Genomic DNA, 21,071 nt, shown 5'->3' on the forward strand with positions numbered 1-21,071 from the left:
ATCGTGTCAGTTAAACGAGAAGGAGCGGACCGCCCGAAGGCGATCCGCTCCCACTGTATTCGCGTTAGCGAGCGGCGTAGTACTCCACGACGAGCTGAACTTCACAGGTCACGGGAACCTCGGCGCGCTTCGGGCGACGCACGAGGCGCGCCTGCAGCTTGTCGATCTCCACCTCGAGGTAGCCGGGCGTCTTCGGCAGAACGTCGACGTGACCGCCGGCCGCGGCAACCTGGAACGGCTCCATGCCCTCGCTCTTGGGGTGAACGTGGATGAGCTGGCCCGGCTTCACGCGGAAGGACGGGCGGTCGACGCGCTGGCCGTCGACGAGGATGTGACGGTGCACCACCATCTGGCGAGCCTGGGCGGTGGTGCGGGCGATCGCGGCGCGAACGAGAAGGGCGTCGAGACGCATCTCGAGCTGCTCGACCAGGTTCTCACCGGTCAGTCCATCGGCGCGACGCGCCTCCTCGAACTGGATCTTGAGCTGGGCCTCGCGGATGCCGTACTGGGCGCGCAGGCGCTGCTTCTCACGAAGACGCACGGCGTAGTCGCTGTCGGTCTTGCGCTTGGTGCGGCCGTGCTCCCCCGGGGGGTACGGACGCTTCTCGAGGTACTTGGCGGCCTTCGGCGTGAGCGGAATGCCCAACGCACGCGACAGGCGCGTCTTGCTACGGGTACGTGACTGGGTAGACACGGATTCCTTTCGATTCTCTTCGCCCCCACCGAGCGGATGTGCGCAGCGGGGGCCCGTGCGTGAGCGCGGACAGATTGGGAAGAGGGGTTCGCCCGGGGTTTACTCCCCCAGGGCCACAGAGCATCCTAACAGATCCCTACTCGCCGCGGATGATCCGCCGGAGCTTCTCGAGGCGGGCCCTGACCTCGCGCTCGTTGCCGTGCTCGGTGGGGGTGTAGTAGCTGGTGCCGAGCAGTTCGTCCGGCAGGTACTGCTGCTGCACGACGCCGAGGTCGGAGTCGTGCGAGTACTTGTACGCCTTGCCGTGACCGAGCCGTTTGGCCCCGGCGTAGTGGGCGTCGCGCAGGTGTTTCGGCACCCGGCCGATCTTGCCGGCCCGCACGTCGGCGATCGCCGCATCCAGCGCCATGTACGCGGCGTTCGACTTGGGGGCTGTGGCGAGGTAGACCACGGCCTCGGCGAGCGGGATGCGCCCCTCCGGCATCCCCACGTACTGCACGGCGTCGGCCGCGGCGACGGCGATCACGAGGGCCTGCGGGTCGGCGATGCCGATGTCCTCCGCCGCGCTGATCATCACCCGGCGGGCGATGAACCGCGGGTCCTCGCCCGCCTCGATCATGCGCGCGAGGTAGTGCAGCGACGCGTCGACGTCCGAACCGCGCACCGACTTGATGAAGGCGCTGATCACGTCGTAGTGCTCGTCGCCGTTTCGGTCGTAGCGCAGCAGCGCCCGGTCCACGGCGAGCGAGACGATCTCGGCCGTCACCACCGGCTTGTCGGCGTCATCGGTGGATGTCGCGCTGAGCGCGGCCGCCTCGAGGGCGGTGAGGGCGCGGCGGGCGTCGCCCGAGGCGAGCCGGATGATCGCGGCCCGGGCATCCTCATCGAGGGCGATCCGGTCGTCGAGTCCGCGCGGGTCGGTCACGGCCCGGTCGACGAGCACGGCAAGGTCCTCGTCGCTGAGGGTCTCGAGAGTGAGCAGCAGGGAGCGTGAGAGCAGGGGCGAGATCACCGAGAACGAGGGGTTCTCTGTGGTGGCGGCGATGAGGATCACCCAGCCGTTCTCCACGCCGGGCAGCAGCGCATCCTGCTGCGCCTTGGTGAAACGGTGGATCTCGTCGAGGAACAGCACTGTCGACACGCCGTAGAGGTCCCTGGCCGACATCGCCGCCTCCATCACCTCCCGCACGTCTTTCACACCGGCGTTCACGGCGGAGAGCTCGACGAACTTACGACCGGAACTGCGGGCGATCGCCTGGGCGAGCGTGGTCTTCCCCGTGCCGGGGGGACCCCAGAGGATCACGGAGACCGAACCCTGCTCGCCGGTCTTGTCCGAGGCGAGGCTCACCAGGGGCGAACCGGGCGTGAGCAGGTGACGCTGCCCGGCGACTTCGTCGAGGCTGCGCGGCCGCATCCGCACCGCGAGGGGCGTCGCGCCAGCGCGCAAGCCGAGCTGGGCATCCACCATGCCTCAATCGTACGTGCGGCCCCCGTCAACTCACTCCGGTCTCGCCTTCGGCGACAGCGACCACTCTCGGATACAGTGCATGGGGGCAAACCCCCTGCACCCTGCGGCACCGATGGAGGACACGTGGCACCGAGCAAGAACGCCGAGCGCGACGCACGCGAGGCACGCGATCGGTTGCGACGCTACAACGCCCGTCAGGCGGTGCACACGCACCAGGTGAAGCGGCGCAAGCGCGACAACATCGCGGCCGTCGTGGGCGTTGTCGTGGTGGTGGCCCTCGCCACCCTCACCCAGGTGCTCTATTTCACCGCCGGACCCGGAGTGGCCACATCGGCGAGTCCCTCCGCCAGCCCATCGCCCAGCGCTTCGCCGGCGGCCACGAAGAACACCGGCAACGTGCCGGCGTCGACGATCGCCCAGGGACGCACCTGGACGGGCGAACTCGACCTCAACTCCGTGCCGCTCGCCATCGAGCTCGACGGCAAGGCGGCACCGCAGGCGACATCGGTGTTCATCTCGCTCGCCCAGAAGAACTTCTACACCACCACCGGGGCCACCTGCCATCGCCTGACCAATAGTCCGACGGCGAGCCTCATCCAGTGCGGCTCGGTGAATGGTGACGGCTCTGGCGACATCGGGTTCAGCTTCGGCCCGATCGAGAATGCGCCGGCCGATGGGGTCTACCCGGCGGGCACCATCGCGATGGCCCGCGGGGCCGGCGCGTTCAGCCAGAGCACCCAGTTCTTCATCACCTACGCCGCGACGACCCTCGACACGTCAACGGGCGGCTACACGGTCTTCGGCAAGGTCACGGGCGGCCTCGACGCCTTCGTGAGCGCCATCGCGAGCAAGGGCGTGGCGGCGACCGCCGCGAGCACCACCGACGGCGCGCCCGTCGCGGCGACCAAGATCACGAAACTGACGCTTAAATAGCGGCGCGGGGCCGCAGCGCCGCTGACGGCCCCTCCCGCGTGCAATAGTCTGGAACCCGGTCATTTTCGATTCAGTGGCCCGAGCAGCAAGGTGAGGCTTTTGGCGACAGACGATCAGGCTCCGTGGGGCCGCGTTGACGAGACGGGTACCGTCTTCGTTCGCGAAGGCGATTCAGAGCGCGCCGTCGGGCAATTTCCCGACGGCAGCAAGGAGGAGGCCCTCGCCTACTTCCAGCGTAAGTACGTGGAGCTCGCCGGACAGGTGACTCTTCTCGAGCAGCGCATCAAGCGCGGCACGGCGGCCGCGGATGTCGCGAAGACGATCGCGGCCCTCAAGGTGACCGTGGCGGGAGCCAACGCGGTCGGCGACCTTCCGTCGCTCATCACCCGCCTCGACGCCCTCGACGGCGCCGTCGGCGAACTCACCGAGAAGCAGACCGCCGAGACGAAGGCCGCCACGGATGCCGCCCTCGCCGAGCGTGAGGCCCTCGTCGTGGAGGCGGAGACGCTCGCCGCCCAGGACCCGGCCAAGGCGCAGTGGAAGGCCGTGAGCGCCACGCTCGACGACATCTTCGCGCGCTGGCAGAAGCACCAGCAGGACGGTCCCCGCCTGCCCAAGAACGAGAGCAACGAGCTCTGGAAGCGGTTCCGGGCCGCGCGTACCACCATCGAGACGCACCGCAAGGCGTTCTTCGCCGAGCTCGACTCCGTGCACAAGGACGCCCGCAGCAAAAAGCAGGAACTGGTCGAGAAGGCCGAGGCCCTCATCCCCAAGGGCCTCGACGGCATCCCGTCCTACCGCGGCCTGCTCGACGACTGGAAGGCCGCCGGACGCGCGGGCAAGAAGTTCGATGACGCTCTCTGGCTGAAATTCAAGGCGGCCGGCGACGCGCTCTACGCGGCGAAGACCGAGGTAGACGCGAAGGACAACGAGGAGTTCAGCGCGAACCTCGAACTCAAGCTGGCGCTCCTGACCGAGGCCGAGCCGCTCATCGCCGAGACCGACCGGGTGAAGGCCCGCGAGGCCCTGCTGTCGATCCAGCGCCGCTGGGATGCCATCGGCAAGGTTCCGCGAGACAAGGTGAAGCCCATCGAGGACCGGCTGCGCAAGGTGGAGACCGCCGTGCGCAAGCTCGACGAGGACCACTGGCAGAAGAGCAACCCGGAGCGCATCGCGCGTTCGGAGGGGCTCGCGAGCCAGCTTCACGACGCGATCGCCAAGCTGGAGCGGGAGCTCGCCGAGGCCAAGGCCGGCGGAAACGCCAAGAAGATCAAGGATGCCGAAGAGGCCCTCGAGGCGCGCAAGGCGTGGCTCAAGGTGATCGGCTCGTAGCCTTCCCCGCCTCACCGTACCGGGCTCTCTCCACAGTTCCGGGCGGCGGCCATCGGCATCCGTCGGCGGTCGCGACCATGGAGGGATGTCGCAACGGCTTCCCCGCGTGCTCTCGCGCGTCGACCTCCCCCTCGCGGAACTGACGGCCGCCCGCCTCGACGGGGAGGTCTACGCCGTCGACGAGTGCTTCAGCCCGCTCGACGAGTTCGAGGCGACCCAACATCGCGCGCTGGCGCTGCTCGCGAGCTTTCCGCGCCGGCTCATCGCCGAGCAGCACACCGCCGCCTGGGTGCTGGGCGCGCAGCCCGCTCCCCCGCCGGTGCACCAGTTCTGCGTGAGCATCGAGGCGAGGACCCGGCCGACGATCGCGCTGCGCATGTCGGTGCGCGAGGTGGTGATCGACGACGGCGACCTGCTGCAGATGGCCGGGCTGGCGGTCACGACCCCGCTGCGCACCGCGGTGGATCTCGCCCGCTGCTCCCCGGTCTTTCGCGACCGGGACCTGCCGCTCGTGGCCGAGCTGATGCGCATCGGGGGCTTCGGCGTCGAGGACTGCGCCGAACTGCTCAACCGGCGGCGCAATCTGCCGGACAAGCGCCTCGCCCTCGCGCGGCTGGTCGCCGCGGCGTCGCTTCGGCAAATCTAGCCGGCGCTGACCCGGTACACGTCGTAGACGGCGTCGATGCGTCGAACGGCGTTGAGAACTCCGTCGAGGTGCGTGGTGTCGCCCATCTCGAAGACGAAGCGGCTCAAGGCCAGACGATCGCTCGAGGTCGACACCGTCGCCGACAGGATGTTGACGTGGTTCTCGGAGAGCACGCGCGTCACGTCGGAGAGCAGCCCGGCGCGATCGAGCGCCTCGACCTGGATCTGCACCAGGAAGATGCTCGACGATGAGGGTGCCCACTCCACGTCGACCATGCGCTCCGGCTCGTTGAGCAGGGACGTCACGTTGTGGCAGTCGGCCTGGTGCACGGACACCCCGGCGCCGCGGGTGACGAAGCCGACGATCGGATCGCCGGGCACCGGTGTGCAGCACTTGGCGAGCTTGACCAGGATGTCGGGCGCGCCGCGCACCAGCACGCCGGAGTCGCTGTTGCGGAGCGCCTTGCTGCGACCCTTCGTGGGGTACGGGATCTCCGCATCCTCGGTCTCGGCCTCGGTGTGGAGGGTGGCGAGTACCTTCTCCAGCACCGACTGGGTGGAGACGTGCCCCTCGCCCACCGCGGCGTAGAGCGCGGAGATGTCCTCGTACCGCATCTGGGCGGCGACCTCGCTGAAGGAGTCCTGGTTCATGAGCTTCTGCAATGGCAGGTTCTGCTTGCGCATGGCGCGGGCGATCGCATCCTTGCCCTGCTCGATGGCCTCTTCGCGCCGCTCCTTGGTGAACCACTGCTTGATCTTGTTGCGCGCGCGGGGGCTCTTCACGAAGTTGAGCCAGCCCTGGCTCGGCCCGGCATCCGGGTTCTTGGAGGTGAAGATCTCCACGACATCGCCGCTCGACAACGTGCTCTCGAGGGGCACCAGACGACCGTTCACCTTGGACCCCATGGTGCGATGGCCGACCTCGGTGTGCACGGCGTAGGCGAAGTCCACCGGGGTGGCACCCGCGGGAAGGCCGATCACCTTGCCCTGGGGGGTGAAGACGTAGACCTCCTTGGCCCCGATCTCGAACCGCAGCGAGTCGAGGAACTCGTTGGGGTCCGCCGTCTCCGCCTGCCAGTCGGTGATGTGCGCGAGCCACGCCATGTCGCCGTCGTCGCTGAGATCGCTCGCGGCACCCTTGCCGCCGTTCACCCGCTCCTTGTACTTCCAGTGCGCAGCGACACCGAACTCGGCGCGCTGATGCATCTCGTCCGTGCGGATCTGGATCTCGACCGCGCGGCCCTTCGGCCCGATCACCGTGGTGTGCAGCGACTGGTAGAGGTTGAACTTGGGGGTGGCGATGTAGTCCTTGAAGCGCCCGGGAATCGGGTTCCACCTGGCGTGAATCGAGCCGAGCACGGCGTAGCAGTCACGCACCGAACCGACCAACACGCGGATGCCGACCAGGTCGTAGATCTCGTCGAACTCGCGGCCTCGCACGATCATCTTCTGGTAGATCGAGTAGTACTGCTTGGGGCGGCCCACGACCTTGCCCTTGATCTTCGACGCCTTGAGGTCGTCGTTGACCGCATCGATCACCTGCTGCACGAACTCCTCGCGCTGCGGGGTTCGCTGCTTGACCATGTTCTCGATCTCGACGTACATCTTCGGGTAGAGCACCGCGAAGGAGAGGTCTTCGAGCTCCCACTTGATGGTCTGGATGCCGAGCCGGTGCGCGAGCGGCGCGTAGATCTCGAGGGTCTCCTGCGCCTTCCTCGTCGCGGATTCGGTGGGCACGAAGCCCCAGGTACGCGCATTGTGCAGGCGGTCGGCGAGCTTGATCACGAGCACCCGGATGTCCTTGGACATCGCGACGACCATCTTGCGCACGGTCTCCGCCTGCGCGCTGTCGCCGTACTTGAGCTTGTCGAGCTTGGTCACGCCATCCACGAGCATGGCGATCTCATCGCCGAAGTCGTGTCGAAGCATGTCGAGGGTGTATTCGGTGTCCTCGACGGTGTCGTGCAGCAGCGCCGCGGCGAGGGTCTTCGGACCGATGCCGAGGTCGGCCAGGATCTGCGCCACGGCCACCGGGTGGGTGATGTACGGCTCGCCGCTCTTGCGCAGCTGCCCGCGGTGCGCGAGTTCGGCCGCCGCATAGGCCCGGTCGATGATTCCCAGGTCGGCCTTCGGATGGTGCAGCTTGGCCGTCTTGATCAGCAGGTCGACAGCACCGACGGGCTGGGCCCGCGAAAAGATGCGAGGCAGAAGTGTGCGCAGCGACGGGGAGATCGTGGCTCCGGCCGAGCTGCCTGACGCCGGCGTGAGGGAACTGGGCGTCGTCGTTTCCGTCATCGCTCCACCTCCTGCAGCCAAACTATCACCGCGAGATGCGCCCCATCGCCCGGTTCGCTGTGGGCGCTACCGCGGATCGCATGGCTGGGCGGCTCAGTCGACGCGAGGAGCGTCGACGCCATCCGCGACGATTTCGCCGCCGGCGTCCGTCCACGCCACCATGCCGCCGACGACGTTGACGGCCTCGTAGCCGGCATCGAGGAGGGCGTTGGTGACGCGCACCGAACGGGAGCCGGCGTGGCAGACCACGAGCACCCGCTGGTCGGTGGGAACGCCCTCGAGTCCCTCAGGCAGCATGGACATAGGCACGAGTGTGGCGACCGGGGAATGACCGCGATCCCACTCGTTCTGCTCACGCACGTCGAGCAGCATCGTGCCGTCGGCGGTGAGCGCGATCGCCTCGGCGGCGCTGACCTCGCTGAACTGCTTCATCTTCTGTTCTCCTGCTGTGTCTGGCCGGTGTTGTTAGCTGGTGACGCTCGCCTGGCGCACCGCGTTTGTGCGCTTGTCGCGCTTCTTGATCGCCTCTTCCCCGCTGCGCAGGTGCGCATAGAGCGGGGCGGCGATGAAGATTGTCGAGTACGTCCCGGCGATGATGCCGACGAAGAGGGCCAGCGAGATGTCGCGCAGAGTCCCGGCCCCCAGCGCGAAGGCGCCGATGAAGAGGATGGCTCCGACCGGCAGGATGGCCACGATCGACGTGTTGATCGAGCGCACGAGGGTCTGGTTCACGGCGAGGTTCACCGATTCGCCGAAGGTGCGGCGGGACTCCGCACCGTCTTCGCTCGTGGTCTCGCGAATCTTGTCGAACACCACGACGGTGTCATAGAGCGAGTAGCCGAGGATGGTGAGGAAACCGATCACCGCCGCCGGCGTCACCTCGATGCCGAAGATTCCGTAGAAGCCGGCCGTGATGATCAGGTCGTGCAGCAGGGCCACGATGGCGACGAGCGACATCTTCCAGGTTCGGAAATACAGTGCCATCACGATCGCCGCGAGGGCGACGAAGATCACGAGGCCGGTGAGTGCCTGACGGGTGATGTCCTGGCCCCAGGTGGCCCCGATGAACGAGGCAGTCACGTTCTTCACCGGCACGTTGTACGCGGAGGCGAGGGCCTGCTGGATCTTCACGCTCTCCGTGTCCGACAGCTGATCGGTCTGGATGCGTACGGAGTCGCCACCGACGATCGAGACGCGCGGGTTGGAGGCGGGCGCGACCTTGGTCACCGTATCGCTGGCGAACGGCTGGCTGAGGTCGGTGGTGTGGGAGACCTGGAACTGCGATCCGCCACGGAACTCGATCCCGAAGATGAACCCGCCACGGAGGATCGGAATCACGATCGCGGCGAGGATCATCACCGCGGCGATGCCGTACCAGATCTTTCGACGGCCGACGATGTTGTACGAGCGCTTACCGGTGTAGAGGTCATTTCCGAACTGGGCGAAGCTGGCCATCAGGAATCCTTCCCCTTGGGGCTCTTACTGGACGTGGAGGCGCCCTGCGATTCGAGTTCTGCCGCCTTGCGCTCGGCGATGGTCTGGCGCTTCTGCACCTCGCGGCTCACCGAGGCCTTCTTGCTCGCCGACACGTTCACCGGGTCACGGAAGGTCGCGCGTCCGCGGTAGATGGCTCCGAGCGCCTTCGGGTCGAGGCCGCTGAACCGGTGCCCTTCGGCGAAGAACGGACGCCTCGCGATGATCTGCAGCATCGGGTGGGTGAACAGGGCCACGACGACCAGGTCGACGATCGTCGTGAGCCCGAGGGTCAGGGCGAAGCCCTTGACGTTTCCGACGGCCACGATGAAGAGGATCGCCGCGGCCAGGAAGTTGACGGTGTCGGAGGCGACGATGGTGCGGATGGCGCGCTTCCAGCCCGCCTCGACCGCGGACTCGAGCGGCCGCCCATCCCGCAACTCGTCCCGGATTCTCTCGAAGTAGACGATGAACGAGTCGGCCGTGATACCGATGGCCACGATGAGGCCCGCCACACCGGCGAGCGAGAGCCGGTAGCCCTCCCGCCAGGACAGCAGCACCACCACCAGGTAGGTGATCACGGCGGCGACGACGAGCGACGCCACGGTGAGCAGGCCGAGGGTGCGGTACTGCAGCAACGAGTACAGCACCACGAGGATGAGGCCGATGAGGCCCGCGAGCAGTCCGCTCTGCAGCTGGCTCGACCCGAGGGTGGCCGAGATGATGTCCTTGCTCTCCACCTTGAAGCCGATCGGCAGCGCACCGAACTTGAGCTGGTCGGCGAGCGTCTTGGAGCTCGCCTGCGTGAAGGATCCGGTGATCTGCGGCTTGCCGTCGGTGATCACGGCGTTGGTGGTGGGGGCCGAGATGATGCGGCCGTCGAGCACGATGGCGAACTGGTTGCGCACGCCGGTGAGTGCGTCGAGCCGGGTCGTGACCTCCGCGAACTGCTTGGTGCCCTTGGCATTGAAGACGATGTTGACCGCCCACTTGCCCGTGCTCGCACCCTGTGAGTTGGTGACCTGGCCGTTGGTCGCGTCGCTGATCGTCTCGCCCGCCACCTCGACCGGGCCGAGGATGTACTTGTAGGTCGAGGTGTCGTCACAGGTGATGAGCGGCTTCTTCGGGTCGGCCACGTTGGTGCCGGCCGCGTCGACCTTGTCGCAGCTGAAGTCGTTGAACTGCTTCTGCAGCGCCGGGGTCACCCACGCCAGGTCGCTCGCGTTCGTCGGACTCGTACTCGGCGTCGACGGCAGCGGGGTGTCAGACGCGCCGGGGGTCGGCGTCGCGCTCGGCGTGCCAACCGCGCTCGTGGGCGCCTGCTCCGAGACGAGCACCGGACGGAACTCGAGCTTGGCCGAGGACTCGATGCGGTCGATGGTGGCCTGGTCCGGGATTCCCGGGATGGAGACGACCACGTTCTGGCTGCCCTGGGTGTTGATCTCCGCCTCGGACACGCCGCTCGCGTCGATGCGCTGGCGGATGATCGCCACCGCCTGCTCGAGCTGCTGGCTCGACGGGGCCGACGCACCGTTGGCCACCACCGGGGAGAGGATGATCTGCGTGCCGCCCTCGAGGTCGAGGGCGAGCTTCGGCGCCCACGACGCGTGATTCCAGAGCACCGCCCCACCGTTGATCGCGGTCAGGCCCGCAACGATCACCAGAAGCCAGGTCAGAGACCGCAGAGCCTTCTTGACCGGGGTCGATCTTGCCACAGGTAACTCAGCTTTCTACGCGTGCGCTGCGGAACTCGGCCACCGACACACTTCAGGCCCGGCGCGCAGGTCGCACGCGAGCAGTCATCAGGTTAGTGGTTACTCGCCTGGCTCGGTTTTCGGCTTGCGCACCGGCTTCTTCGCCTCGGGCTCGACGCGCTCACCGAATTCCGGCTCACCGGCCACGATCGCGTTGTCCTCGTTGAGCTGGATCTCCGCAGGCTCCTCCTCGACGACGGCCTCGGTGTCCGTCTCCTCCGGCTGCGCGTAGTCGGCAACCTTGAGGATCGTCTGGCGGTGGATCTTGAGCACCGTTCCGGGGGTCGTCTCGATGAGGGCGACGTTGGTGTCCTCATCGATCGAGAGGATCGTTCCGTACAGGCCATAGTTCGTCATGATCTCCACGCCCACGCCGATCGCGGCCTGGCGGGCGGCGGTCTCCTTGGCACGCTTGCGCGACGAACGGAACTGGAAGAAGACGAATACCGCCAGCGCCACGGCGATCAGGATGAGAGTGGGGTCGAACTTCATGGGGGTAGAACCTTCCAAGCGCTGAGGGGGGAAACACGGGGAGTCTAACCCTGCGTGCTGAGGACCAACTTGAATTATAGGTCATCCCCGAAGAGCCCGACGCTGGCACTCGAGCTGGCGCTCGACAGGCCGAAATGCTTCCACGCCGCCCGTGTCGCAACCCTGCCCCGAGGGGTGCGAGTGAGCAGTCCGATCCGCACGAGGAACGGTTCGACGACTGATTCGATGGTCTCGGCCTCCTCGCCGACAGAGACGGCAAGAGTGTTGAGACCGACGGGTCCGCCGTCGAACCTGGTGAGGATGATGTCCATCACCGCGCGGTCGAGCCTGTCGAGGCCGAGCTCGTCGACATCGTATAGCGACAGCGCGGCGTGCACCGCCTCGAGCCCGTGTCTCTCGTGCACGAGGGAGTAGTCGCGCACCCGGCGCAGCAGCCGGTTCGCGATTCTCGGTGTGCCCCGGCAGCGCCCGGCGATCTCGGCGAGGGCCGCGCGGTCGATGGGCAGGTCGAGCAGGGCCGCGGCGCGAACGAGTACCTGTTCGAGCTCCGCCTCCGAGTAGAACTCGAGGTGAGCGGTGAAGCCGAAGCGGTCGCGTAGCGGGTTCGGGAGCAGGCCGGACCGGGTGGTCGCGCCGACGAGGGTGAACGGAGCCAGATCGAGCGGGATGGAGGTCGCCCCTGCCCCTTTGCCCACCATGATGTCGATGCGGAAGTCCTCCATCGCCAGGTAGAGCATCTCCTCTGCGGAGCGCGCCATGCGGTGGATCTCGTCGATGAACAGGATCTCGCCCGGAACCAGCGAGGAGAGCACAGCGGCGAGGTCACCGGCGTGTTGGATTGCCGGGCCGCTCGACATGCGCAACGGACGCCCGCTCTCCTGGGCCACGATCATGGCCAGGGTCGTCTTGCCGAGGCCAGGAGGGCCCGCGAGGAGAATGTGGTCCGGAGTGCGGTTCTGCAGCGTCGCCGCCTGCAGCAGCAGCTGGAGCTGAGCGCGCACCTTCGCCTGCCCGACGAACTCCGCGAGGGTCTTGGGGCGCAGTGCGCCCTCGAACGCGAGTTCGGCATCCGACTCCGGAGTCGGGCGCACGATGGCGACGGACAGGTCTTCCGAGTCGCTCACCGGCCGCTCGATCCGCGTGCGGAGGCCGCGCTCAGCGGCTGCTGGGGTCCGAGCCGGGTGAGGGCGAGGCGCAGCAGGGCCGGCACCGTCGCCGTCTCATCTCCGTCTGCGCTGGCGAGCGCCTCATCCACGGCCTGGGCCGCGACACGCTCCGACCAGCCGAGACCGACCAGGGCCACGAGCACGTTGTCGCTCACGGTCGCGCGAACCATCGGCGCCCGCACCGCCGACGTCGTGATGGCCTGCATCTTTCCGGCGAGCGAGACGACGATGAGCTTCGCGGTCTTCGGGCCGATGCCGGAGACCTTGCGGAAGGCCGCGTCGTCCTCGGTGGCCACGGCCGAGGCGACCTGGGTCGGCGTCATGGCCGCGAGCACGCCCATCGCCGACTTGGGGCCGACCCCCGTCACCCCGCGCAACAAGTCGAATACGGCGAGTTCATCGGTGTCGACGAAGCCGAAGAGCGAGAGGTCGTCTTCGCGCACGATGAGGGCGGTGCGAACCAGCGCCTCCGAACCGACGCGCAGTGAGAGGGCATGCTGCGGAGTCACGCTCACCGAGAGCCCGACTCCCCCGACCTCGATCACCGCCGTCGTTCCGGCCACCGCGAGCACGACGCCGCGAACAGAAGAGATCATGCTCCCAGCCTACGTTTGGGGGCCGACTTCGACGCGTTTCTCTCCGCGGCGAGCCATGCCTGCTGCGCCGGGGTGAGCGAGCCCGCTGGTCCCGCGACGGCCGCGCCGCGCTTCCAGGCGTGGCAGATCGCGATGGCCAGCGCATCCGAGGCGTCCGCGGGAGTCGGCAACTCGGCGAGGCCCAGCACTCTCGCGACCATGGTCGCGACCTGCTTCTTGTCCGCCGAGCCGTAGCCGCTGATCGCGGCCTTCACCTCGGACGGCGTGTGCAGCCCGACGACGAGCCCGCGCTTCGCTGCGAGGTGAAGTGCGACGCCGCTGATCTGGGCGGTGCCCATCACCGTGCGCAGATTGTGTTGGGCGAACACCCGCTCGAGCGCGACGGCGTCCGGCTTGTGGGTGTCGAGCAGGCGTTCGATCTCGTTGCCGAGGTGCAGCAGTCTCTGCTCGAGCGGCATCTCGTGCGGCGTGCGGATGACCGCGACCTCCACGAGGGTCGCCTTCCGCGAGGCGGTGACGTCCACGATGCCGACGCCGCACCGGGTCAGCCCAGGGTCGATACCGAGCACCCTGATGCTGGCCACCGCTTCGCTACTCGTCTTCGTCGAGCGTGGCCTGCACCTCGGGCGGAACCTCGAAGTTGCCGTAGACGTTCTGCACGTCATCGTCGTCATCGAGGGCATCGATGAGGCGGAACACCTTGCGCGCGGTCTCGGCGTCCACGGCGATGGTGAGACCGGGCACGAACTCCACGTCGGCCGAGTCGTAGTCGATGCCGGCCTCCTGCAGCGCGGTGCGCGCCGCGACGAGATCGTGCGCCTCGGTCACGATCTCGAAGCCGGCGCCGCGGTCGTTGACCTCTTCGGCTCCGGCGTCCAGAACGGCCGCGAGAATGTCGTCCTCGGTCACGGAGTCGGTCTTGGTGACCGAGATCACACCCTTGCGGCTGAAGTTGTAGGCCACGCTGCCCGGATCACCCATCGTGCCACCGTTGCGGGTCATGATGGTGCGCACGTTCGCCGCGGCGCGGTTGCGGTTGTCGGTGAGGCACTCGATGAGCAGCGCGACGCCGCCCGCGGCGTAGCCCTCGTAGATGATCGTCTGGTAGTCGACGGCTTCGCCGAGCTGGCCGGAGCCGCGCTTGACCGCCGAATCGATGTTCGAGTTGGGGACAGAAGTCTTCTTCGCCTTCTGGATCGCGTCGACCAGGGTCGGGTTGCCCGAGAGGTCGGCACCCCCGAGCTTGGCTGCGACTTCGATGTTCTTGATGAGCTTGGCGAACGACTTCGCACGGCGAGAGTCTTTAATCGCCTTCTGGTGCTTGGTGGTTGCCCATTTGGAGTGGCCTGACATGCTCAACATTCTACCCAGTGCCGCAATACAGACCCCGACACCGATGGTCCGACAGGCTTGATCGGATGCCCGACCCGCTCTAGCCTCGCTGCATGTGCCGAAACATCCACACTCTGCATAATTTCGAACCCGCCGCCAACGAGGACGAGGTGCGGGCCGCTGCGCTCCAATACGTGCGCAAGATCAGCGGATCGACGAAGCCGGCCCGGGTCAATCAGGAAGCCTTCGATCGCGCCGTTCACGAGATCGCTCACGTCACGCAGCATCTTCTGGCGGACCTGGTCGCCACGACGCCGCCGAAGGATCGCGAGATCGAGGCGGCGAAGGCCAGAGAGCGCAGCGCCAAGCGGTTCGCGACCTCCTGAGCCGCCCCCAAAACCGCGAAGTGCTCGTGGAACCGGGTGTCGCCGGTCGAGCCGCGCGGCGGGAGAAATCCGGCCCGGCGGCGGGGAAATGTGCTCGCGGACGGAGTCGTAGCCCGCTCCACCACACCGCATCCCCCGCCGCGAACGTATGCCCGGCGCGACCCGACGCGCGACGCGCTCCGCCTCCGCCATCCGAAAACGCAGGAGATTCGAGCGGCACGGCGGTGCATTGGTCCAAGAACCGCGCTCTCGCTTCGGATCTCCTGCGTTTTCAGAACGCGGGACGGGGAGGGGCTCTGAGCGCTGCGGATCAGGCGGCCGCGATCATCCGCAGGAAGTGCTCGTGGAACCGGGTGTCGCCGGTCATTTCGGGGTGAAACGAGGTGCCGAGCAGGTTGCCCTGCTCGACCGCCACCACGCGGCCATCGGCCAGAGTCGCGAGCGGCACGACGCTCGCTCCCGCCTCTTCGACGACGGGTGCGCGGATGAAGACCGCGTGCAGCGGCGGATCCCCCAGCACCGGAATCTCGAGGTCGGTCTCGAAGGAGTCGAGCTGGGAACCGAACGCGTTTCGTCGCACGGCGATGTCGAGCCCGCCGAGGGTCTGCTGGCCGTTGATGCCGTCGAGCAGTCGGTCTGCCAGCATGATCAGCCCCGCACAGGTGCCGTACACCGGCAGCCCGGACCGGATGGCGTCCTTGAGCGGCTGCGCGAGCCCGAACGTGCGCGACAGCTTGTCCATGACGCTGGACTCGCCGCCGGGAATCACGAGACCGGCGACCTCGGCAAGCTCTTCCGGTCGACGAATCGGCCGGGCATCCGCCCCCAGGGAGCGGAGCACGGCGATGTGTTCGCGAAAATCGCCCTGGAGGGCGAGCACGCCGACGATCGGTGCGGGCTTACCAGCCACGTTCGGAGAGGCGGTGCGGTGCCGGCAGGTCGGACACGTTGATGCCGACCATCGCCTCGCCGAGTCCACGGGACGCGTCCGCGATCACCGTGGGGTCGTCGAAGAATGTCGTCGCCTTCACGATCGCCGCCGCGCGGGCCTCCGGGTTGCCCGACTTGAAGACCCCCGAGCCGACGAACACCCCATCGGCGCCCAGCTGCATCATCAGCGCCGCGTCGGCCGGGGTCGCAACCCCGCCGGCCGTGAACAGCACCACGGGAAGCTTGCCGGTGCGTGCGATCTCCAGCACCAGCTCGTACGGGGCCTGCAGCTCCTTCGCCGCGACATACAGCTCGTCGTGGCTCTTCGCCGTCAACGCCGCGATCTCCGAGCGGATGGTGCGGATGTGCTTGGTCGCCTCCGAGACATCCCCGGTGCCCGCCTCGCCCTTAGAACGGATCATCGCCGCGCCCTCGTTGATGCGGCGCAGTGCCTCACCCAGATTCGTGGCTCCGCAGACGAACGGCACGGTGAACGGCCACTTGTCGATGTGGTTCACGTAGTCGGCCGGTGACAGCACCTCGGACTCGTCGATGTAGTCCACCTTGAGCGCCTGCAACACCTGCGCCTCGACGAAGTGGCCGATGCGCGCCTTCGCCATCACCGGAATGGACACCTCGGCGATGATCGACTCGATCAGGTCCGGGTCGCTCATCCGCGCCACGCCACCCTGGGAACGGATGTCGGCCGGAACACGCTCGAGCGCCATGACCGCGACGGCCCCAGCATCCTCCGCGATCCTCGCCTGCGCGGCGGTCACGACGTCCATGATGACACCGCCCTTGAGCATCTCCGCAAGCCCACGCTTCACGCGGCTCGAACCCAGGGTCTCGGTGGTTTCGCTGTCGTTCACTTGTCGCCTCTCTGATGCCTCGGTGCGTCGCGAGGCCTAACCATTCTAGGACGAAGCGGAGGGGGCCTCACGCTGCGTCGACGCGGGCCAGCCGGCCGCGACATCCGCCCGAACCTCGCCGAGAAGCTTCGGGATCGCCTTGGTGCCGGCGATGATCGGGAAGAAGTTGGAGTCGAGCGCCCAGCGCGGAACTATGTGCTGGTGAAGATGCTCGGCAATGCCGGCACCGGCGATGCGGCCCTGGTTCATCCCGATGTTGAAGCCATCGCAGTTCGACACCGCGGTGAGCACGCGCATCGCCGTCTGGGTGAGGCTCGCCATCTCGGCGACCTCCTCGGCCGTGGCCTCGTCGTAGGTGGCCACGTGCCGGTACGGGCACACGAGCAGGTGCCCGGAGTTGTAGGGGAAGAGGTTGAGCAACACGTAGCAGTGCTCGCCCCTGGCCACGATGAGCGCCTTCTCGTCGGTCATCGACGGCGCGATGCAGAACGGGCACTCGTGCTTCTGAGGCTGCTGCCCGTTCTCGATGTAGACGAGTCGGTGCGGCGTCCACAGCCGCTGGAAGGCGTCCGGGACGGCGGCGAAGTCGTTCGAGGATTCGATCTCGACCCCGGCGAAGTCGGCGGCGCCGTAGGCGGCATCCGCCCGGCCGGGCTCGATCGTGGACTCCCCCGCCACGCTCAGACCTGCACCTTCGCGGCGATGGCCGCCGTGATCCTCGCGATCGCCTCGGCCACCGGCACTCCGTTGTCCTGGCTACCGTCGCGGTAGCGGAAGCTCACCGCTCCGGCCGCGCGGTCCTCTTCCCCGGCGATGAGCTGGTACGGCACCTTGGCCTTGGTCCAGTTGCGGATCTTCTTCGGCATCCGGTCGTTGCCGTGGTCGACCTCGGCGCGCACGCCGGCGGCCTTCAACTGGGCGATCACATCGTCGAGGTACGGTCCGTATTCCTCGGCGACGGGGATGCCGACCGCCTGCACGGGAGACAGCCAGACCGGGAAGGCCCCGGCGTAGTGCTCGGTGAGCACGCCGAAGAAGCGTTCGATCGAGCCGAATAGGGCGCGGTGGATCATGACGGGTCGCTGGCGGGTGCCGTCGGCCGCCGTGTACTCGAGCTCGAATCGCTCCGGCAGGTTGAAGTCGAGTTGCACCGTGGACATCTGCCAGGTGCGGCCGATGGCGTCGCGGGCCTGCACGGAGATCTTCGGCCCGTAGAACGCGGCCCCGCCCGGGTCTGGCACGAGCTCGAGACCGGACTCGCGGGCGACCTCGGCGAGGGTGGCCGTCGCCTCCTCCCAGACGTCGTCATCGCCGACGTACTTGTCGGGATCCTTGGTGGAGAGCTCGAGATAGAAGTCGGTCAGGCCGTAGTCCTTGAGCAGGGAGAGCACGAAATTGAGCGTCGTGGTGAGCTCGTCCTTCATCTTCTCCTTCGAGGTGAAGATGTGGGCGTCGTCCATGGTGAGCCCGCGCACGCGGGTCAGCCCGTGGATGACCCCGGACTTCTCGTTCCGGTAGACGGTGCCGAACTCGAAGAACCGCAGCGGCAGGTCGCGGTAGGAGCGCCCGCTCGAGCGGTAGATCAGGATGTGCATCGGGCAGTTCATCGGCTTGAGGTAGTAGTCGGCACCCTGGCGGGTGATCTCACCCTCCTCGTTGCGCGCCTCGTCGAGGTGCATCGGCGGGAACATCGCGTCCTTGTACCAGCCGAGGTGGCCGCTCTCCTCGAACAGCGCGCCCTTGGTGATGTGGGGGGTGTTGACGAAGGAGTAGCCCTCCTCCTCGTGACGGATCCGCGAGTAGTTCTCCATCTCCCGGCGGATGATGCCGCCCTTCGGATGGAAGACCGGCAGACCGGAGCCGATCTCCTCCGGGAAGGAGAACAGGTCGAGCTCCGCGCCGAGCTTGCGGTGGTCGCGCTTGGCGGCCTCCTCCTGGCGGGCCTGGTAGGCCCGCAGCTCGTCCTTGGTCGGCCAGGCCGTGCCGTAGACGCGTTGGAGCTGCTTGTTCTTCTCCGACCCGCGCCAGTAGGCGGCGGCGCTGCGGGTGATGGCGTAGCCGTTGCCGATCAGGCGGGTGTTCGGCAGGTGCGGACCCCGGCAGAGGTCCTTCCAGACGGTCTCCCCGGTGCGCGGGTCGACGTTGTCGTAGATCGTGAGCTCGGTGCCGCCAACCTCCACCGACTCGTTGTCGGCCGTCTCGTCAGCGCCGCCCTTGAGGCCGATGAGTTCGAGCTTGTACGGTTCGTCCGCCAGTTCCGCGCGCGCCTCGTCCTCGGTCACGACGCGGCGCACGAAGCGCTGGCCGGCCTTGATGATGCGTTCCATCGCCTTGTCGACGGCCTTGAGATCCTCCGGGGTGAGCGGGCTCTCGACGTCGAAGTCGTAGTAGAAGCCGTCGGTGATCGGCGGGCCGATGCCGAGCCTGGCCGCCGGATTGATCGACTGCATGGCCTGGGCGGCGACGTGCGCCGCCGAGTGCCTGAGGATGTTCAGGCCGTCGGTCGACGAGATCAGCACGGGTGCCGCCGTCTCCCCCGCGCGAATCTCCGCCGCCATGTCTCGAAGGTCTCCGTTGATCCGGACGGCGACGACGGCGCGGTCCGGGAACAGCTCGAACCCGGTCGTCGTCTCCGCCGCGGTGATCGACTCGAGGTTGGACTCGTGGCCGGCGGGCAATTCTGACACGACGGGGGTGCTCCTAACGACGCAGGGTTGGTGTCTACAACTGTAGCGTCGGACAGGCGGGCGACCGGCGCAGAGGGCAGCCGACGCTACGCCCCGGCCGACCTGGAGCGGCGAGGTCCGGAATCCGTCTTCTCCCAATAGTGCGGGCGCGTGAACAGTTGGCCGAGGCCCTTGTACGCCGCGACGGAGTGCAGGATCCAGTGAATCGGCGCCAGCAGGGCGAGCGCCACGGCCGCAACGTCGCCTCGCCGAACCGGCCCGAACGCGGAGACCACGATCATCTCCGCCATCCCCACCGCGAACGCCGCGATTCCGCCGGTGAGCGCCCACGCGGGCAGCACAGTATCGATGACACCGGCGGGCAGCACGAGGGCTGTGAGCACGAGCAGGTAGAAGGGAATCACCATGAGCACAGCCATCGGGGTGAGGGCGACGAACAGGGCCGTGCCGGCGAACCGGGCGAACCCAAGCTGCCTGATGAGGGCGAGCGGCCTCCGGGAGTGCACCAGCGCGGTCTGCAGATACCCCTTGGTCCAGCGGCTGCGCTGACGGATGAAGGCAGGCACCGTCGCCGCGGCCGGCTCCTCGGTGGTCGACGCCACGGGTGCCAGGTGGTAACCCATCGCGCTCATCCGCACGCCCAGATCCACATCCTCCGACACGTTGTACGGATCCCAGCCGCCGAGTTCGATAAGCGCAGCGGTGCGAAAATGCTCCGAGGTTCCCCCGGCTGGCACGGCGAATCGCGACCGGCCGAGGGCCGGAAGCACCCGATCCGCCCAGGACGACCGTTCGAGGGCGACCAGCCTGGTGAGCACGTTATCGTGCGCGTTCGAGTAGCTGATCGACGCCTGAACGCAGGCGAGGTCGCCCCCGGCGTGAGCGAAGGCGGCGACGGCCCTCCTCAACTGGTCGGGAGCCGGCACGTGGTCGGCGCCGTAGACGACGAGCAACTCTCCCCGGGCGACGAAGAGCCCGACGTTGCACGCCCGCGGCCTCGTCTCGGGAGCTCCAGCGGGCACGGTGACGATGCGAAAGCCCGGCGGGGGCGTGGCGGCGAGGATGGCGTCCCTCGTGGCCCGGTCCTCCTCCTCCACGAGGATGAGGACCTCGAGTCGATCGGCCGGGTAGTCGAGGCGCGACAGGGTCGCGATCATCCGAGGCACGGCGGACGCCTGGCGGAACACGGGCACCAACACGGTGTAGAGGGGAAGCAGGTCGTCGAGAATCCGCGAGTCCGGCGCATTCGGCGTGTCAGCCCGTTCGCCGCGAACCGCCATCACGAGCACGAACGTCGCTGCCGCGAGGAACCCCGCACTCGCCGTCGCGACGACGACGGCGCCCATGGCCGACGGGGAGAGCACGGCCAGGGTGAATAGCACCAACCCGAAGAGGATGCCGCCCACGGCCTGGCCGTTCGACACCACGACTCGAGCCGACAGGGACGGGTTCGTGCGCCACCGCTCGGTCGTGCCGTCCGCCGCAATCTCGGCCTTGAAGCTGCGCTTGACGGCGCTGCGGATGTCCCACGAGGTGGCGGCGACGAACTCCACCGGACTCTCGAGCACGCTCGCTATCGTCGCGGTCCTCGCGGCATCCGGCTCCCGCGCGGTCGCCACCAGCACGCTCCCGTTGGACTGGTCGCGCACGGGAACCCAGTTCTCGCGGAGGTAGCGCTCGGCCGGCCACTGTCGCACGAGATCACGATCGATCCCGATGGTGGTCAGGTCGACGGGCGCAACCTTCCACGCCCTCGCCATCACCTTGAGCAGCACGGCGGAATCCACCATGCCGAGGTTCACAAGAACCTCGTCGAGGCGATCCCCGGTCTTGGACTTCGCGGCGCGCGCAATCGCCAACTGATCATTCGTGACCAGCCCGGAATCGAGCAGGAGCGCGGCAAAGCCGGCGCCCGTGACCGAAGGTTCCCCACCCACCAACGCCATGACTCCATGGTCGCCGCCTCGGATCAACGGCGGCAAGTCCCCAGTAGGGTGTCACCTCTTTGGGGAGCCC

20 protein-coding genes are annotated in these 21,071 nt (G+C 67.7%); 4 read left to right on the plus strand and 16 right to left on the minus strand.

The annotated features are described in order from the left end of the window. Nucleotides 1–64: 64 nt before the first annotated feature. Together rpsD and FVP33_RS04040 are read right to left on the minus strand one after the other, a co-directional pair. The gene (gene rpsD / locus FVP33_RS04035) at nt 65–694 is read right to left on the minus strand and encodes a 30S ribosomal protein S4 (RefSeq protein WP_147782347.1); all 630 of its coding nucleotides are present in this window, start codon (nt 692–694) and stop codon (nt 65–67) included. A 136-nt stretch (nt 695–830) separates the two neighbouring features. Then, complete coding sequence (locus FVP33_RS04040; RefSeq protein ID WP_147782348.1) at nt 831–2,162, minus strand: replication-associated recombination protein A; 1,332 nt, start codon at nt 2,160–2,162, stop codon at nt 831–833. 123 nt (nt 2,163–2,285) lie between these two features. Between FVP33_RS04040 and FVP33_RS04045 the strand changes: the two genes are divergently transcribed. The 3 genes from FVP33_RS04045 (at nt 2,286) to FVP33_RS04055 (ending at nt 5,073) form a co-directional block, all read left to right on the plus strand. Further along, the gene (locus tag FVP33_RS04045) at nt 2,286–3,095 is read left to right on the plus strand and encodes a peptidylprolyl isomerase (protein ID WP_147782349.1); all 810 of its coding nucleotides are present in this window, start codon (nt 2,286–2,288) and stop codon (nt 3,093–3,095) included. Between the two features lie 99 nt (nt 3,096–3,194). Beyond that, nucleotides 3,195–4,427 (plus strand): DUF349 domain-containing protein, encoded by a 1,233-nt coding sequence (locus FVP33_RS04050; RefSeq protein ID WP_147782350.1) that lies wholly within the window; start codon nt 3,195–3,197, stop codon nt 4,425–4,427. Nucleotides 4,428–4,512: 85 nt separating this feature from the next. Next, nucleotides 4,513–5,073, plus strand: a complete 561-nt coding sequence (locus tag FVP33_RS04055) for a type IV toxin-antitoxin system AbiEi family antitoxin (RefSeq protein ID WP_147782351.1) — start codon at nt 4,513–4,515, stop codon at nt 5,071–5,073. Here the strand turns inward: FVP33_RS04055 and FVP33_RS04060 are convergent. From FVP33_RS04060 to FVP33_RS04100, 9 genes are all read right to left on the minus strand, one after another. Continuing rightward, the gene (locus tag FVP33_RS04060) at nt 5,070–7,367 is read right to left on the minus strand and encodes a RelA/SpoT family protein (RefSeq protein ID WP_147782352.1); all 2,298 of its coding nucleotides are present in this window, start codon (nt 7,365–7,367) and stop codon (nt 5,070–5,072) included. The genes FVP33_RS04055 and FVP33_RS04060 overlap by 4 nt on opposite strands. Before the next feature lie 93 nt (nt 7,368–7,460). Beyond that, a complete protein-coding gene (locus FVP33_RS04065) occupies nt 7,461–7,799 on the minus strand; it encodes a rhodanese-like domain-containing protein (RefSeq protein WP_147782353.1) in 339 nt (112 codons plus the stop codon). Between the two features lie 33 nt (nt 7,800–7,832). Next, a complete protein-coding gene (secF, locus tag FVP33_RS04070) occupies nt 7,833–8,822 on the minus strand; it encodes a protein translocase subunit SecF (protein ID WP_147782354.1) in 990 nt (329 codons plus the stop codon). Beyond that, complete coding sequence (gene secD / locus FVP33_RS04075) at nt 8,822–10,555, minus strand: protein translocase subunit SecD (protein WP_147782355.1); 1,734 nt, start codon at nt 10,553–10,555, stop codon at nt 8,822–8,824. Before secD ends, secF begins: the two co-directional genes overlap by 1 nt. Before the next feature lie 99 nt (nt 10,556–10,654). Beyond that, nucleotides 10,655–11,086 (minus strand): preprotein translocase subunit YajC, encoded by a 432-nt coding sequence (gene yajC / locus FVP33_RS04080; protein ID WP_147782356.1) that lies wholly within the window; start codon nt 11,084–11,086, stop codon nt 10,655–10,657. A 74-nt stretch (nt 11,087–11,160) separates the two neighbouring features. Then, nucleotides 11,161–12,210 (minus strand): Holliday junction branch migration DNA helicase RuvB, encoded by a 1,050-nt coding sequence (ruvB, locus tag FVP33_RS04085; RefSeq protein ID WP_187270566.1) that lies wholly within the window; start codon nt 12,208–12,210, stop codon nt 11,161–11,163. After that, complete coding sequence (gene ruvA, locus FVP33_RS04090; RefSeq protein ID WP_147782357.1) at nt 12,207–12,848, minus strand: Holliday junction branch migration protein RuvA; 642 nt, start codon at nt 12,846–12,848, stop codon at nt 12,207–12,209. The genes ruvB and ruvA overlap by 4 nt, the downstream gene beginning before the upstream one ends. After that, nucleotides 12,845–13,423, minus strand: coding sequence for a crossover junction endodeoxyribonuclease RuvC (gene ruvC, locus FVP33_RS04095; RefSeq protein WP_187270570.1), 579 nt, complete (start codon nt 13,421–13,423; stop codon nt 12,845–12,847). The genes ruvA and ruvC overlap by 4 nt, the downstream gene beginning before the upstream one ends. 16 nt (nt 13,424–13,439) lie before the next feature. Beyond that, the gene (locus tag FVP33_RS04100; RefSeq protein WP_147782359.1) at nt 13,440–14,201 is read right to left on the minus strand and encodes a YebC/PmpR family DNA-binding transcriptional regulator; all 762 of its coding nucleotides are present in this window, start codon (nt 14,199–14,201) and stop codon (nt 13,440–13,442) included. 92 nt (nt 14,202–14,293) lie between these two features. Here FVP33_RS04100 and FVP33_RS04105 point away from each other — a divergent pair, with 92 nt between their 5' ends. Further along, entirely contained in the window at nt 14,294–14,566 is a 273-nt protein-coding gene (locus tag FVP33_RS04105) for a DUF2277 domain-containing protein (RefSeq protein WP_147782360.1), read from the plus strand. A gap of 310 nt (nt 14,567–14,876) precedes the next feature. Here the strand turns inward: FVP33_RS04105 and pdxT are convergent, their stop codons facing one another. The 5 genes from pdxT to FVP33_RS04130 form a co-directional block, all read right to left on the minus strand. Beyond that, complete coding sequence (gene pdxT, locus FVP33_RS04110) at nt 14,877–15,476, minus strand: pyridoxal 5'-phosphate synthase glutaminase subunit PdxT (RefSeq protein ID WP_147782361.1); 600 nt, start codon at nt 15,474–15,476, stop codon at nt 14,877–14,879. Further along, on the minus strand, nt 15,466–16,368 hold the full coding sequence (pdxS, locus tag FVP33_RS04115; RefSeq protein WP_147782362.1) for a pyridoxal 5'-phosphate synthase lyase subunit PdxS: 903 nt from the start codon (nt 16,366–16,368) through the stop codon (nt 15,466–15,468). Before pdxS ends, pdxT begins: the two co-directional genes overlap by 11 nt. A gap of 45 nt (nt 16,369–16,413) precedes the next feature. Next, complete coding sequence (locus FVP33_RS04120) at nt 16,414–16,971, minus strand: HIT family protein (protein ID WP_246142170.1); 558 nt, start codon at nt 16,969–16,971, stop codon at nt 16,414–16,416. Nucleotides 16,972–17,048: 77 nt separating this feature from the next. After that, the gene (gene thrS / locus FVP33_RS04125) at nt 17,049–19,046 is read right to left on the minus strand and encodes a threonine--tRNA ligase (protein ID WP_187270571.1); all 1,998 of its coding nucleotides are present in this window, start codon (nt 19,044–19,046) and stop codon (nt 17,049–17,051) included. Nucleotides 19,047–19,141: 95 nt separating this feature from the next. Next, nucleotides 19,142–21,001: a glycosyltransferase gene (locus FVP33_RS04130; protein WP_246142160.1), complete on the minus strand. Its 1,860-nt coding sequence runs from the start codon at nt 20,999–21,001 to the stop codon at nt 19,142–19,144. Between the last annotated feature and the right edge of the window lie 70 nt (nt 21,002–21,071).

Source organism: Lacisediminihabitans profunda, assembly GCF_008040105.1.
GTDB classification, from domain to species: Bacteria; Actinomycetota; Actinomycetes; order Actinomycetales; family Microbacteriaceae; genus Lacisediminihabitans; species Lacisediminihabitans profunda.

Coding starts and splice junctions, on each gene's coding strand:
- FVP33_RS04060 (WP_147782352.1), bottom strand. CDS start 7,367: ATGACGGAAACGACGACGCCCAGTTCCCTCACGCCGGCGTCAGGCAGC.
- FVP33_RS04105 (WP_147782360.1), top strand. CDS start 14,294: ATGTGCCGAAACATCCACACTCTGCATAATTTCGAACCCGCCGCCAAC.
- yajC (WP_147782356.1), bottom strand. CDS start 11,086: ATGAAGTTCGACCCCACTCTCATCCTGATCGCCGTGGCGCTGGCGGTA.
- ruvA (WP_147782357.1), bottom strand. CDS start 12,848: ATGATCTCTTCTGTTCGCGGCGTCGTGCTCGCGGTGGCCGGAACGACG.
- secF (WP_147782354.1), bottom strand. CDS start 8,822: ATGGCCAGCTTCGCCCAGTTCGGAAATGACCTCTACACCGGTAAGCGC.
- FVP33_RS04065 (WP_147782353.1), bottom strand. CDS start 7,799: ATGAAGCAGTTCAGCGAGGTCAGCGCCGCCGAGGCGATCGCGCTCACC.
- FVP33_RS04040 (WP_147782348.1), bottom strand. CDS start 2,162: ATGGTGGATGCCCAGCTCGGCTTGCGCGCTGGCGCGACGCCCCTCGCG.
- FVP33_RS04100 (WP_147782359.1), bottom strand. CDS start 14,201: ATGTCAGGCCACTCCAAATGGGCAACCACCAAGCACCAGAAGGCGATT.
- FVP33_RS04055 (WP_147782351.1), top strand. CDS start 4,513: ATGTCGCAACGGCTTCCCCGCGTGCTCTCGCGCGTCGACCTCCCCCTC.
- FVP33_RS04130 (WP_246142160.1), bottom strand. CDS start 21,001: ATGGCGTTGGTGGGTGGGGAACCTTCGGTCACGGGCGCCGGCTTTGCC.